This window comes from Acetobacter suratthaniensis (assembly GCF_017377745.1).
In the GTDB taxonomy this organism is placed as follows: domain Bacteria; phylum Pseudomonadota; class Alphaproteobacteria; order Acetobacterales; family Acetobacteraceae; genus Acetobacter; species Acetobacter suratthaniensis.
In genome coordinates this window covers 144,680-158,345 of record NZ_JAFVMG010000006.1, presented here as the reverse complement: position 1 = coordinate 158,345, position 13,666 = coordinate 144,680, and the positions used below count along the sequence as shown (strand labels likewise).

At 56.6% G+C, this 13,666-nt stretch carries 15 protein-coding genes; 8 read left to right on the top strand and 7 right to left on the bottom strand.

The window, feature by feature from the left end; all coding sequences use genetic code 11:
* Positions 1 to 124 precede the first annotated feature (124 nt).
* The 8 genes from J2D75_RS07910 to nfsB all read left to right on the top strand — a co-directional run bounded on the left by J2D75_RS07910 (position 125) and on the right by nfsB (position 7,174).
* The gene (locus J2D75_RS07910; protein WP_207854223.1) at positions 125 to 862 is read left to right on the top strand and encodes a TlyA family RNA methyltransferase; all 738 of its coding nucleotides are present in this window, start codon (positions 125 to 127) and stop codon (positions 860 to 862) included.
* Between the two features lie 149 nt (positions 863 to 1,011).
* A complete protein-coding gene (locus tag J2D75_RS07905; protein WP_207854222.1) occupies positions 1,012 to 1,599 on the top strand; it encodes a hypothetical protein in 588 nt (195 codons plus the stop codon).
* Positions 1,600 to 1,788: 189 nt separating this feature from the next.
* Positions 1,789 to 2,955, top strand: coding sequence for a 23S rRNA (adenine(2503)-C(2))-methyltransferase RlmN (gene rlmN, locus J2D75_RS07900; RefSeq protein WP_408736750.1), 1,167 nt, complete (start codon positions 1,789 to 1,791; stop codon positions 2,953 to 2,955).
* Between the two features lie 100 nt (positions 2,956 to 3,055).
* On the top strand, positions 3,056 to 4,297 hold the full coding sequence (locus J2D75_RS07895) for an argininosuccinate synthase (protein ID WP_207854220.1): 1,242 nt from the start codon (positions 3,056 to 3,058) through the stop codon (positions 4,295 to 4,297).
* Between the two features lie 46 nt (positions 4,298 to 4,343).
* Positions 4,344 to 4,850: an FKBP-type peptidyl-prolyl cis-trans isomerase gene (locus J2D75_RS07890; RefSeq protein WP_207854219.1), complete on the top strand. Its 507-nt coding sequence runs from the start codon at positions 4,344 to 4,346 to the stop codon at positions 4,848 to 4,850.
* 79 nt (positions 4,851 to 4,929) lie between these two features.
* Complete coding sequence (locus tag J2D75_RS07885) at positions 4,930 to 5,382, top strand: c-type cytochrome (RefSeq protein ID WP_207854243.1); 453 nt, start codon at positions 4,930 to 4,932, stop codon at positions 5,380 to 5,382.
* Between the two features lie 34 nt (positions 5,383 to 5,416).
* On the top strand, positions 5,417 to 6,412 hold the full coding sequence (trpS, locus tag J2D75_RS07880; protein ID WP_207854218.1) for a tryptophan--tRNA ligase: 996 nt from the start codon (positions 5,417 to 5,419) through the stop codon (positions 6,410 to 6,412).
* A 111-nt stretch (positions 6,413 to 6,523) separates the two neighbouring features.
* Entirely contained in the window at positions 6,524 to 7,174 is a 651-nt protein-coding gene (nfsB, locus tag J2D75_RS07875; protein WP_207854217.1) for an oxygen-insensitive NAD(P)H nitroreductase, read from the top strand.
* 60 nt (positions 7,175 to 7,234) lie between these two features.
* Here nfsB and J2D75_RS07870 read toward each other — a convergent pair whose 3' ends face one another.
* The 7 genes from J2D75_RS07870 to J2D75_RS07840 all read right to left on the bottom strand — a co-directional run bounded on the left by J2D75_RS07870 (position 7,235) and on the right by J2D75_RS07840 (position 13,663).
* A complete protein-coding gene (locus J2D75_RS07870; protein ID WP_207854216.1) occupies positions 7,235 to 7,498 on the bottom strand; it encodes a DksA/TraR family C4-type zinc finger protein in 264 nt (87 codons plus the stop codon).
* A gap of 121 nt (positions 7,499 to 7,619) precedes the next feature.
* The gene (locus J2D75_RS07865; protein ID WP_207854215.1) at positions 7,620 to 9,401 is read right to left on the bottom strand and encodes an AMP-binding protein; all 1,782 of its coding nucleotides are present in this window, start codon (positions 9,399 to 9,401) and stop codon (positions 7,620 to 7,622) included.
* Between the two features lie 19 nt (positions 9,402 to 9,420).
* Positions 9,421 to 10,668 (bottom strand): MSMEG_0569 family flavin-dependent oxidoreductase, encoded by a 1,248-nt coding sequence (locus J2D75_RS07860; protein ID WP_207854214.1) that lies wholly within the window; start codon positions 10,666 to 10,668, stop codon positions 9,421 to 9,423.
* 16 nt (positions 10,669 to 10,684) lie between these two features.
* Positions 10,685 to 10,972 carry an MSMEG_0570 family nitrogen starvation response protein gene (locus J2D75_RS07855; RefSeq protein WP_207854213.1) on the bottom strand — a complete coding sequence of 96 codons (288 nt, stop codon included), beginning with the start codon at positions 10,970 to 10,972 and terminating at the stop codon, positions 10,685 to 10,687.
* Positions 10,960 to 12,138, bottom strand: coding sequence for an MSMEG_0565 family glycosyltransferase (locus J2D75_RS07850; protein ID WP_207854212.1), 1,179 nt, complete (start codon positions 12,136 to 12,138; stop codon positions 10,960 to 10,962). The genes J2D75_RS07855 and J2D75_RS07850 overlap by 13 nt, the downstream gene beginning before the upstream one ends.
* Positions 12,135 to 13,106, bottom strand: coding sequence for a sll0787 family AIR synthase-like protein (locus J2D75_RS07845; RefSeq protein WP_207854241.1), 972 nt, complete (start codon positions 13,104 to 13,106; stop codon positions 12,135 to 12,137). Before J2D75_RS07845 ends, J2D75_RS07850 begins: the two co-directional genes overlap by 4 nt.
* Entirely contained in the window at positions 13,106 to 13,663 is a 558-nt protein-coding gene (locus tag J2D75_RS07840) for an MSMEG_0567/Sll0786 family nitrogen starvation N-acetyltransferase (RefSeq protein ID WP_243428596.1), read from the bottom strand. Before J2D75_RS07840 ends, J2D75_RS07845 begins: the two co-directional genes overlap by 1 nt.
* Positions 13,664 to 13,666: the final 3 nt, after the last annotated feature.

Genomic DNA, 13,666 nt, shown 5'->3' with positions numbered 1-13,666 from the left:
TCGCTTTATCGACCATAACAGCCAGCAGGCCCAGTATGCCGAGGCCGGACTCGATGCGCCCCATATCGTCGCAACCGCTCTCTCAGCGCTCGGCGTCAGCATGACCGAACAGACGGCCTGAAGCATGGCGCGGCGTCGGGCTGATCAGCTTCTGGTAGACCGGGGGCTGGTCGAAAGCCGCACTAAAGCACAGGCCCTGATCATGGCAGGGCTTGTGTTTTCGGGTGAAAAGCGGATTGCAAAGGCTGGTGATCAGATAGCGGAAGAAACGCCGCTGGAAGTGCGTGGGCAGGAGCATCCGTGGGTTTCCCGTGGAGGCTGCAAGCTTGATCATGCCCTAACGCATTTCGGTCTTTCTCCCGAAGGATTGATAGGGCTTGATGTCGGCGCCTCGACAGGTGGTTTTACCGATGTTCTGCTCACCCACGGCGCCAAAATGGTTTACGCCGTGGATGTCGGGCATGGGCAGCTTGCATGGAAATTGCGGGCAGACCCACGGGTAGTTGTGCTGGAAAAATGCAATGCCCGACATCTTGATCCGTCTATTATTCCCGAGCAGCCGCAGGCTATTGTTTGCGATGCCAGTTTTATCGGTTTGAGAACTGTACTGCCGGCGGCCCTGTCGCTGGCGGCACCGGATGCATGGGCTGTAGCCTTGATCAAACCCCAGTTTGAAGCGGGGCGAGAGCATGTGGGTGCCAAGGGAGTGGTGCGTGACCCGGCGGTGCATGATGCCGTATGCAGCATGATTGCCGAGTGGTGGAGCGCCCTGCCCGGCTGGCATGTTCTGGGTATTGAAGCCAGCCCGATCACGGGACCTGAGGGAAACCGCGAGTTTCTTATCGCAGCGCGCCGGATTTAAGCTGCCCCACGCAAGTGTTTCGATCCCGTTTTGAATATTAAATTATTATTTCAGGTTTGCGCGCATCTTTTGCATGGCAGATGCCCATTTTTTTTGTCACACTCCCGAGAGGTCACAAACCCGTAACACTCGAAAGGGAGCAACGCATCATGCGCAAACTCGCAGCCTTGTTTGGCACGGCCTGTCTTATTGGTGCGACTGGTATCGCGCATGCGGGTCCTGTTGCTTCCGCCCCGGCTTTCTCACAGCCTCACCTGCATCAATCGGGAGAGGGGCTTCTCAGTCGTTACGAGCATGATGGTCTGGTCTTGGCTGATAATGTTCAGGCCGGTTCTCTGAACATTCAGGCCGATCCGGCGGCTATTCAGGTAATGTCGGGTGCTGAAAGCAACCGCTATCGTCTGGCGCTGAAGGACATTCTTTCCGCTGCGGCGACCTATGCATATCTGTATTTTGGCCAACACCCCGAAAAAATGACTCTGGTTGTCACAGCAGATGTTCAGCGTGATGGCTTTAGCCATGCCAGCGCTTCGAGCGAAGCGGAAGATAATGCGGGCCCAGCCCTGACCATGGAAATCGCCCGGCCGTCCTTTCCTATTTCGGCCGATGCCCGTCCAGATGCCTATTCGGCCCAGACGATTGGCATGATTCTTGACCAGATTGACACGGGTAAGGTCAGCATGGCTTCGTGGCTACGCTCGGCTTTGAAAAAACAGGCGGCTTTGCCTAGCCAGTAAAATGCTGGTCGGGACTGGGTGTAATAGGAAAAAACACCCGTAAAAACGATAATTGAAAGAGACTGGTATCTGCCAGTCTCTTTTTTTGTTATAAGAGCGGCCTTCTTCTCCAGCAATGCAGCCTGTCTTATGTCTTTTTTTACTGCTTCTTCCTCTTCCCCCACGGCTGATGCGAACGCCATAGCGCTTATGGATGAGCGTGAACGCGCCCGTATTCTGGCCAAGGCTGCGCTGTTTAGTCCGCCTTCGGCGACGTTACCTGATGGCCGACGGGATCTTGTGGGGCTCTCCCGCGATGAGATAACGGCTATTCTGGCGGAAATTGGAGAAAAGCCTTTCCGCACCAAACAGTTGTGGCACTGGATCTACCATCAGGGTGTAACGGATTTTGCGCGGATGAGTAGCATCGCCAAGCCGTTGCAGGAAAAACTGGCCGAACAGTTCATTATTGGCCGGCCAGAGCCCGCAATGGTGCAGACTTCTTCTGATGAAACACGGAAATTTCTGTTCCGTTTCCGCGACGGGCAAGAGGCCGAAACCGTTTATATCCCCGACCGTAAGGAAGATCGGGGGGCGGTGTGCATTTCGTCGCAGGTCGGGTGCACTCTTTCATGCACATTCTGCCATACCGGCACGCAGAAACTGGTCCGCAACCTTGGTGCCGCAGAAATTGTCAGCCAGTTTATGGCTGCGCGCGATTCCTATTCGGAATGGCCCAGCCCCAAGGGTGAAACACCCCGCCTGCTCTCGACTATCGTGCTGATGGGTATGGGCGAGCCACTCTATAATTATGAGAACGTCGCCAAAGCCATGAGGATCATCATGGATGGAGAGGGTATCGGACTTTCGCGGCGGCGTATCACCCTTTCGACTTCTGGCGTTGTGCCTCTGATGGATCGTTGTGGGGATGAGCTTGGTATCAATCTGGCGGTTTCGTTGCATGCCGTGCGCAACGATCTGCGGGATCAGATTGTGCCGCTGAACCGAAAATACCCGATTGAAGAAGTACTGGCCGCCTGCCGCCGCTACCCTGCGGCCAGCAATGCGCGGCGTATTACGTTCGAGTATATTATGCTGCGTGATGTCAACGACAGCGATGCGGATGCCCGTGAACTGGTTCGGCTGATTTCAGGGATTCCCGCAAAGGTCAATCTTATCCCCTTCAATCCCTGGCCGGGCAGCGAGTATCGCCCTTCCACACGGGAGCGGCAGTCCAGATTTGCAGAAATCGTGATGAATGCAGGGTTTGCCTCCCCTATCCGCACCCCCAGAGGCCGCGATATTCTGGCTGCCTGCGGGCAGCTTAAAACTGCCAGTGAGCGTGCTCGTGCCGGGCAGGCTGTGGCGGACGAGTGATTTTTGCGCCGATACAGGGCGTAGCAGGCTGGTTTGATGGTTGCCTCGGTGATAGGAGAGAGGCAACCAGTTGTTGAGCGTGTTTCAGGAGTACAGTTGTATGGGCATGACTTCCGCCAAAAAAGACGTAAAAAAAGTGGTGCTCGCCTATTCGGGCGGGCTTGATACGTCTGTTATCCTGCGCTGGCTGCAAAAGACCTACGGGTGTGAAGTCGTGACCTTCACTGCTGATCTTGGTCAGGGTGAGGAACTGGAACCTGCCCGCAAAAAAGCGGAAATGTTCGGCGTAAAGGAAATTTTTGTCGAAGATCTGCGCGAGACCTTCGTCAAGGACTTCGTGTTCCCGATGTTCCGCGCCAATACGCTGTATGAAGGTCAGTACCTGCTGGGCACATCGATTGCCCGCCCGCTGATCGCCCAGCGTCAGATCGAGATCGCCGAAGCCGTTGGGGCAGACGCAGTTGCTCATGGGGCGACTGGCAAGGGTAACGATCAGGTTCGTTTCGAACTGGCCTACTATGCCCTCAAACCCGACATCACGGTTGTTGCTCCGTGGCGTGAATGGGACCTGACCTCCCGCACCCGTCTTCTGTCTTTTGCAGAAGAAAACCAGATTCCGATTGCCAAAGACAAGCGTGGCGAAGCCCCGTTCTCTGTCGATGCCAATCTGCTGCATTCGTCTTCCGAAGGGAAAATGCTGGAAGATCCGGCTATTGCGCCGGAAGAAATCGTTTTCCAGCGCACGATTTCCCCTGAGGCCGCTCCTGATAAGGCAACGGAAATCACCATTGATTTTGTCAGCGGTGATCCGGTTGCCATCAATGGTGTAGCAATGTCTCCCGCAACCCTGCTGACACAGCTTAATAAGCTGGGTAAGGAAAACGGCATTGGCCGCCTTGATCTGGTGGAAAACCGTTTTGTGGGCATGAAGTCACGCGGCATTTACGAAACACCCGGTGGCACCATCCTTCTTGCAGCGCACCGCAGCATCGAGTCCATTACGCTCGACCGTGAAGCCATGCACCTGAAGGACAGCCTGATGCCGCGTTATGCGTCCATCCTTTACAACGGGCTGTGGTTCTCCCCTGAGCGCCGGATGCTGCAGGCACTTATTGATGCCTCTCAGCAGTCCGTAACCGGTCGCGTGCGCCTGAAACTGTATAAGGGCAATGTGATCTGTGTCGGGCGTGAAAGCCCCAACAGCCTGTATGATACGCGTGTCGTGACCTTTGAAGATGATGAAGGCGCGTATAATCAGGAAGATGCACAGGGCTTTATCAAGCTCAACGCCCTGCGCCTGCGCCTGGGTGCCCAGATCGGCCGCAAGGGTGGAACGCTGTAAAACAGCGTTCTGTCCACCAGACCTTTAAAAAGGAGCCTGAAAAAACATGGTCCGTCACTTTCTGTCAAAATCTGGAACGCTTGCCGCTGTTATGGCGGCCTCTCTCGCCCTCGCAGGCTGCGGAGCGCACAAGGATTCAGATGAAGATCTGACCCCCACCCAGCAGATGGCCAAACTGGTGGCTGAACCGGGCGTGGTGAAGCTGAAAGACGGGCTGGCTTACAAGGTTCTGGAATCCGGCCCCAAAAATGGTGAACAGCCCAAGCTGGGTGATGTCATGATGCTGATCTATGAAGGCCGCCTGCCTGATGGATCCATTTTTGACAGCTCTGAACAGCACGGCAATGGTGCCTATATGCAGATGCCGCTTAACGGTCTGGTGCAGGGCTGGATGGAAGCCCTCCCCCTGATGCATGTAGGTGATACCTGGATGCTGTATGTGCCGCCGGAACTGGGTTACGGCCATAAGGCTATGGGGGTTATTCCTTCTGACAGCCCGCTTATTTTCCGTATCCAGCTTCTGGGTGTTGAACATACCCATGCAATGCCCTGATCAGGAGCCTGTGCGTATGGAGGCTTCGTTTATCAGGACTGAGCCTCCATCCTATCTGTCTGGCAAGACAGGTTCGGCCATGATGCGTCGGGGTGTCATGGTGGTGGTGGCAGGCTTTCTGCTGACAGCCTGCTCCCCTAAAAGCCCGCAATCGCTTTACGGCAACAATTGTGGAATCTGTCATCACGGTGGTGATGGTATGCCCGGTTCCGTTCCGCCCCTTGTCGGGCGGATAGACAAGATTGCCGCGACACCGGAAGGCCGCCGTTACCTGGCTGATGTGCTGATGCATGGTGTCAGCGGCAAAATCATGGCTAATGGTCAGCCTTATAATGCCGAAATGCCTCCCTTCCGCTACCTGAAGGATGAGGATGTTGTGCGTATTCTAAACTGGCTTTCCGAACGGAGTGGCGCGGCCTCGGCCCCTACCCTTAGTGCGCAGGACATCGCTACAGCCCGTGGCGCAAACAAGTCTGCCGGACAGGTAGCCGATGAACGCGAAGCCCTGAACCGCCAGCACCTTATTCCCTAATTTTATAACGTCACTACGGATAGCAGTTACTCCCATGCAGCGTATTTTTTCCGGCATTCAGCCTTCAGGCGTACCCCAGTTGGGCAACTATCTGGGTGCCATCCGCAACTGGGTGAGCCTGCAGGCCGATCATGAGTGTGTGTTCTGTCTCGTGGATATGCACGCTATTACGACATGGCAGGCCCCGGAAGAGCTGCGCCGCCATACGCTGACACAGGCTGCTATCCTGCTGGCATCGGGCATTGATGCTTCTCGGCATATTCTGTTCAATCAGTCTGCCGTGTCAGCCCATGCGCGGCTTGCCTGGATTTTTAACTGCGTTACCCGTCTGGGGTGGCTGAATCGCATGACGCAGTTCAAGGATAAGGCAGGCAAGGATCGTGAAAACCATTCCTCAGGTCTGTATGTCTATCCTAACCTGATGGCGGCGGATATTCTTGCGTATAAGGCAACCCGCGTACCCGTGGGGGAAGACCAGAAGCAGCATCTGGAACTGGCCAATGATATCGCGCAGAAGTTCAACCATGATTACGGGGTGGAGTTTTTTCCGCAGGTTGAAGCGCTGATCCCGACAGCGGCCGCGCGCGTGATGAGCCTGCGCGATGGCACCAAAAAAATGTCCAAGTCCGACCCATCGGCCCAGAGCCGGATCGAACTCACGGATGATGCCGACGCCATCGCCCTGAAAATCCGCCGGGCAAAAACTGATACCGGTGTCCTGCCTGCAGACGTGGAAGAACTTGCTGACCGGCCCGAGGCCCGTAACCTTGTTGCCATTTATGCGGCCTTGGCGGATATGAACGTGCAGCAGGTGCTTGATCAGCACCAAGGGCAGGGTTTTGGGCCTTTCAAAGCCGCGCTGACAGATGTTGTAGTACAGGCTATTGCCCCGATTGGTGCGGAAACGACCCGCCTGCTGGGTGATGAAGCGCACCTGCTGAATATCCTTCGACAGGGTGCGCAGCGTGCGCAGGCTATTGCAGAACCGATTGTCAGCGAGGCAGAGAAGCTTGTCGGCTTTCTGAAATAATCAGACTACGCTGCCCCGATAAAACTGCGAACCTGCCAGACGCTTGACCGGAAGGCTTAAACTTCCCATCCTGCCATGTAGTTTTTCGTTATGTTTTTACGGGGCAGAACCATGGATCTGATCAAAGTTCTACAAACGCGTTACACAACCAAGGTCTATGATCCTAGCCGCAAGCTGTCGGATGAAACCGTTGGGCAGTTGCTGGCATCGTTGCGTTACAGCCCTTCCTCTGTCAATTCGCAGCCTTGGCATTTCATTGTGGCTGATACGGATGAAGGCAAGGAGCGTCTGGCCAAGGCTCTTACCGGCCCGTTCAGTTACAATGCGCCTAAAGTGCGCGATGCTTCTCATGTTGTGGTGCTGTGCGCGCGTGATACGCTGGAGCCCGCCTATCTGGATACCCTTCTGGCTCAGGAAGAGGCCGATGGTCGTTTTGCCAATGAGCAGGCGCGTGATGCACAGGGCAAAACCCGCTCTGGATATGTCGGCCTGCATGAACAGGCTGGCGATGTCGCTCAGTGGGCTGAAAAGCAGACCTATATCGCACAAGGCTTCCTGCTGCTGGCGGCAGGTCTGCTGGGGGTGGATGCGACACCCATGGAAGGCTTTGATGCTGCCGCCCTTTCAGCAGAATTCAACTTGAAAGCCGAGCGTCTGACGCCGGTGGTGCTGGTCTCTCTTGGGTACCATGCAGACAGTGATTTCAATGCTAAACTGCCCAAATCACGTCTGAAGGCCGATGTTGTGTTTTCGCAGGCCTGATAAACTCTGCATTGTATGGGCTGTGGCTGCCTGTTGTGAAATGAACCGGGCAGCCACAGCCTAACGAAGCTGACTATCCTTGCTGCCGCGACGGTTGATGGTAGAAAAGCTGCGGAGTTTATCCCGCTCGGTCTGGCAATCTATACAGAGTTTGACGCCCGGCAGCGCTTGGGCACGGGCGGCAGGAATATCCTCGCCACATTCGCGGCAATGGGTTTCACTCTCTCCCTGCGGCATGTGAGCGCGTGCCCGTTTGACCGCATCGGCAACGGTATCGTCAATCTGATCCTGCACCGCCCCATCCGGTGCCCAGCCGCTGGCCATGTTGCTGCCTTTCTCGCTGTATTAACCCGATACAAACGATGGAGGCTAGCATGCGAACGCCCTGCCCGCTTTTGCTGACCCGACACAATGGCGGGTAAAAACGAACGAGACAGGTGGGCTGTCAGCTACCCCGGGCGTTAGCGAGAGACTTGCGGGTTATTTTTCCTGATTTGGTTGTTGGTAGAGATTCGACAAAATGAATGTCTCTCAAACCAGTCCAGCGTCCAAGGGTCTTGTTGACTGCCATGATGATGTCCTCCACCGCAGGTGGGTCACTCAATCCGGCTTCCGCAACCACGTAGGCCACGGGTCTCTGGCCCCTAAGTGGATCCGCCACAGCCACAACCGCACAGCTATGGACAGCCGGGTGGGTTGCTATGATCTTTTCGATCTGAATGCCCGAGATGCGCCTGCCTGAAACCTTGATGACATCATCCGAGCGCCCGAGCATCCGCACGGCCTGATCCGTACCGATCATGCCTTCGTCAAAGCTACGGTAATAGTGTCGTGTAGCATCCAGATAGAGCTCTGGCGCACGGATGGCGTGATCGCGCCATAAACCGGCCAGACAGCCGGGGGGTAGCGGCAGTGCCATCATGATTTCACCACAAGGCTCACCCGGAACAGCAGAAGCAATCGACAGATGGAACCCCGGCGCGGGGCGACCAATCTCGTTTTTCAAGCTGGAAGGTTCAGGGGCTGACAGACCAAAAAAATGAGCGGTAATGCTCCAGCCCGTTTCAGTCTGCCACCAGTGATTGACGACAGGTTTTGCAAAAAATGCTCTGGCCCAGTCAAGCAGGGTCGGGTCTGCATATTCTCCGGCGACAAAAATACGGGCGAGCGTAGGCCAGATGATAGACGGAGCATGACGGCTTTCCTGCCTCATCAGGCGCATTTGAGTAGGTGTGGTAAAGAGGCATGCCACGCTATGCTCAAGACAAAGCTGATGCAGAGCGGAGGTTGAGACCGCCCCCTCCACAATAATGCTGGTGCAGCCGCTGATGAGTGGAGCGTAAATACCGTAGGAATGCCCCACCACCCAGCCGAGATCGGATGTGGTAAAAAACGTATCACCGGGCTGGCACCCGTAAACAAGCTCCATAGACAGGGCCAGTGCCACGGCATGCCCACCATTGTCCCGCACGATACCCTTGGCTTTACCCGTAGTGCCAGAGGTGTGGAGAATATAGAGCGGGTCTTCCGCCTTGACAGATACTGGTGCGGCTGGGCTGGCGAGTTCCAGTGTATGGAAATCGTAATCCCGTCCCGGAAGAAGCTTTGCCATGCAGGCGGCCCGTTGCAGGACAATACAGGCCAATGGTGCATGTGAGGCAGCAGTAAGCGCCTGTTCCAGAGCAGGAATGGAAGAAATGGCCGTCCGCCCCTGAAAGCTGCAACTGGCGGTAATAATGACTTTGGGTGTGACATCATCAATCCGCTGCGCCAGTTCTGGCCCTGCATAGCCAGCAAACACAACCACATGCACAGCCCCCAGCCGGGCACAGGCCAGCATGGCAATGGCGGTTTCGATCATGGTGGGCATGGAAATCAGGACACGATCGCCTTTTTCCACTCCCAGAGCACGCAGGCCACCGGCAAAACCGGCCACCCTGCCCTGCAAGACACCGTAGGTTATTGTCTGTTGTTCTTGGGTTGCGCAGGAATGCCAGACCAGTGCGGCCTGTCCGACCCGCCCGCTTTCAACATGTCGGTCTACCGCATTGTGACAGGTATTGAGTGTCGCGCCAGCAAACCAGTCATGCCATCCATCAGGCCGAGTACGACAGGCCGTAGCGGGGGGCTGCTTCCATGTAATGCGTTGCGCAGCCTCCAGCCAGAATGACTCTGGCTGGAGCCGGGCTGCGGCAGACATTGCTTCATATGATGTCCATGGAAGCATGGATTTTGCTCCGTCTTACTCAGGCGACAGCCACATCGTGGCCTGTGATCTGGCTGGCAAGCCATGCGGCATCGCGTGAGATGCCGGAAAACCGTCCAGACCCCCATGTATGCAGCCAGGGCAGACCGAGGAAGTAGAAACCCGGCGCATTCGTAACGCCACGGTTCCAGAGCGGTTTGCCCGCACCATTGAAAACAGGCACGTCAATCCAGCGATAGTTGGGCCTGAAGCCAATGCACCAGACAATGGAGGTAATACCTGCGGCTTTCAGATCGAGCGGTGTGTTGCGAGCCTCTGGTGTCCACACCGGGGCGTAAGGTGCTTCCGTTGGCGCGCTGATCCCTTCGCGAGCAATATAGGCATCGATAGAATGCTTGATGTCGGCATTTGTCTTGTCTGCATCGTCAAGGTTTTCGCTCAGATCCGGAAGGAAATGGGCTACATCATCACGGATGGTCTCAAGGGTGCCATGCAGGCCCACGCCTTCGCGGGCAAAAAGTCGCAGATCAAGATCATGCCCACCGTTACGCCCCGTAACATAATGGTTGGTTTTGTCACGCGCGCCGTCCCGCAGGGGGTGGTTATCGACGGTCAGATCATAGAAGTGCATGTCTGCCAGCCAGTCCACAACGTCTCGGCCCCGGTAGAAGCGCGACACACGGGGGGCAGAACCGACACAAAGGTGAACCTTGCGCTTTTCGATGAACAGATCTTCAACAATCTGCGCACCGGACTGCCCGCTGCCAACCACCAGAACGCTGCCCTCGGGCAACTGGGCTGCATTGCGATAATCCTGTGAATGCACCTGCAAAATGGAGGGATCAATTGCGCTGGCATAGCCGGGTATGACCGCATCATGATACGCTCCGGAGGCGATCACCACATGCCGTGCATGCCAGACTTCATCATTGGCGATAACACGATACCCGCCGTTTTCATGCCGGGTAATGGATGTGACCGGCGTATGCTCCCGTAAGGGTGGACTAAATGAGTCTACAAAACCTTTTACATAATCAATAATTTCCTGCTTCACCATAAAGCCGTGCGGATCTTTTCCCGTATATGGGTGTCCGGGGAGTGCGCACTGCCAGTTGGGTGTGACCAGACAGAAATTGTCCCAGCGTTCGTCATCCCATGAATGGCAGGCGGTGCTGGCTTCGAAAACGATATGCTCCACCTTTTCGTGGCAGAGGTACCAGCTCATGGAAAGGCCAGCCTGACCACCGCCGACGATAATAACGGGAATGCTTTTTTCGTTCCGTGTCATGATATTATTTCCGTTTTCAGGATTTGAAGGATAGGACGCTGACCTGAGCATCCGCCCTGTCAAGGAATGGCGCACAGCTCTGTTCAATGGCCTGCAACTGGCCAAGGGCGCGGCTACAGGGAAAACCGTAGCGTGCGCGTACGCGTTCACTGGCTTCGTTCAGGGCTGTTTGCGCTTTTTCAAGAAAGAGGCTGACCGGGTAGTTCTGCCCCGGTGTAAAGTGATCCTGAATGACCAGAGAGGGAGAGTAACAGTCGCTCTCCTGTCCATCTGGCCAGCGCACGCGAAAGATCATTTCGGGCATGGCGACAAATCTCCGAAAGCACGGGCGTCTATGCCTGACAGGGCTGCCAGACGCCGGTATGCAGGAAAGTGGCGGCGGGCTACGGCGCTCCAGTTGAAGCGTTTGGCCGTGATTGGGCCTGCCGTCAGAAAGTGGGCTTGGTTTTCAGCACTCAGGGCGGCCCGTAGCGACCGCAGCAGGCTATGTGGCTCGGCCGGGTCACACCACAGCGCATCGGCAGCAGTCAGATGTTCGGTAAATGGCGCGGCACGGGGTACGATTACGGGTGTGCCGCAGGCAAGAGCCTCCAGCGGACATAGCCCGAACCCTTCCATCTGGGAGGGGTAAGCCAGAACTGCCGCTTGCCGGTACAAGGCGGGCATGTCCTCATCGGCCACGGGGCCGGTTATGCTAACCTGTGTGGTTAACCCACTTTCATGCAGTTGCCTGTCAAAGGCTGCACGGTAGGCAGAATGATCCAGCAACGAAGCGCCGCCAGCCACGACCAGATGAAGGTCGGCCTGCTCCTGACAGAGTTTGCTAAACGCTTCCAACAGCAGGCGGGTATTTTTACGTGGCTCTATGCCCCCTACTGATAGGATCAGGCGCTTGCCTTCAGGTAGATGATAGCGCACGCGCAATGCGGTATCGCGCTCATCAGCACGGGAGGTAAACCTTTTTGAATCCACACCATTCCCGACAACAGGCGCTGTGCATCCATGTGTGTTCTGCAGCACGTTTTTCCATAGGTTGCTGACACTCAGCACCTCGCTTGCGGCCATGAACCCGCGTTCCTGCCGCTGTCTGAGTTCCGGGTGTTCAAAACTGTCGAGGTGGTGCACCGTACGGGCAAAACCCGGTATCCAGCCTTCATGCACCAGATCAGCCAGAGCATTGGCGGTGATGGGGTCTTGTGCATGAAGCACATCAAAATCATGCATCCGTAAAGCCTGCCTGACCTCACTGATACGGTGCTCGACCAGAGCGGGCAGGCTCCGCGCCCCCATAACCGGAATGCACCAGACAGGACAGCGCGGTGTGCGGAAAAATCCTGCCCCCGTTTCATCCGGTGCAATCAGGGTGGCGTTATAGCCCGCATCACACAGGGTTTCGGCCAATGCCATGGCATGCACCACACCACCACGCGGATTGGTTGAGTGTGTGAGAATACCAATGGATACACTCATGGCGCACACCCCATGAGCGGCGTTACGGCAAGATCCCAGAAAGTTTCCTGCGCACCGTCCCAGACGACGTCCAGTTTGTTGGTGTCGTTGCATTGGCCGATAATGGCGGCACTGATTCCGCGCGCTTGAAAACGGTCGATGATAGCCTGTGCGTTATCCTGCTCTGCTGTCAGCAGATAACCATAGCTGGGAAAGGCCGAGAGCCAGCGTGCCATCGGCGCGTTCTCCGGGCGGGGAATATCATCAAGGGTAATGGTCATACCTATGGCTGAACACTCGGCCAGCATGAGGGCTGTGCCCAGAATCCCTGCCATGCTGATATCTTTGGCCGCACGGCTTAGTCCCGCCTCGGCAATATCGGGCAGGAGTGCGAGATCGCCACGCAGGCGCCCTGCTTCTCCGGCTGTGTACAGGGCTGAGCTTGCATCCCAGAAAGGATGCGGATCATGCCAGCGCCCCCGCAGATCAATGGCGGCAATCAACATTTCTCCCGCACGGGCATCAAAACTGCTCAGCAGGGAACGAGCCCGCCCCAAAATGGCTACAGAAAGGGAGTTGTGTGTGCTGCGCATGTTGGTGTGTCCGCCCACCACCGGCACCTCATAGGCGCGGGCACCATCATGCAGCCCGGTCAGGATGGAGGCGGCAATATCGCTTTCATCGCTCCACAACGCATCCACCACGGCAACGGGGCGCCCCCCCATAGCTGCAATGTCGCTGGCATTGACCATGACGCCGCAATACCCGGCAAACCACGGCATGGCGCGCACAAAGCTGTCCTGAAAGCCTTCACTGGCCAGAAGCAGGTAGCCATCCCCATCAGGAATGGCGGCGCAGTCATCGCCCATGCGTACGGGGCCGCGTACATCAGACCCCAGAATGTTCATGGCTTTGGCAATATCCTGCTTCGCACCCAGCGCACGTCCCTGCCGCAGGGTGTGGAGCATGTCAGCCAGTGCGCTCACCATCATGCAGCCTCCCGGCCGCGGGGCTGCGGCCGTAACAGCCATGTCTGTTCGCGTCCGTGGGCAGGGTAGCGCACAAGATCAGCCTGCATGTCATGATGGGGCCTGCCGTGGAGAGTTATGGCCCCGAGGCTGGTCCAGTGCAGACGGCGGAAGAACAGTACATTCTGCTCCTGCACCTGCGCCAGAAAGCGCACAGCCCCCAGACTATGCGCGGTGCAGACCGCCATACGGATCAGTTCCGCTCCGATCCGCCCAAGTTTACGATGTTCGGCGTGAACGGCCAGCCGTGAGCCGCGCCATAACCCCGGTTCGGGCTCATGAATGCGTACAGCCCCGACAACCCTGTCCGGCATGCCCGCCATGCAGCACGCGGCAATAATGGGAATGGCGGTTTCGTCAATCGTATCACGGTCATGGCCTGCGAATATCCCCTGCTCCGCACAGAAAACCTCGCGCCGCAGGGCGTGGTAGCCTGCACGTTCCCACGGTGTGCGGGCGAGGCGGATGACGTATTCCATCGGCACGAACGGGCGGCTTTCCATGTTCTCAAACATCATGGC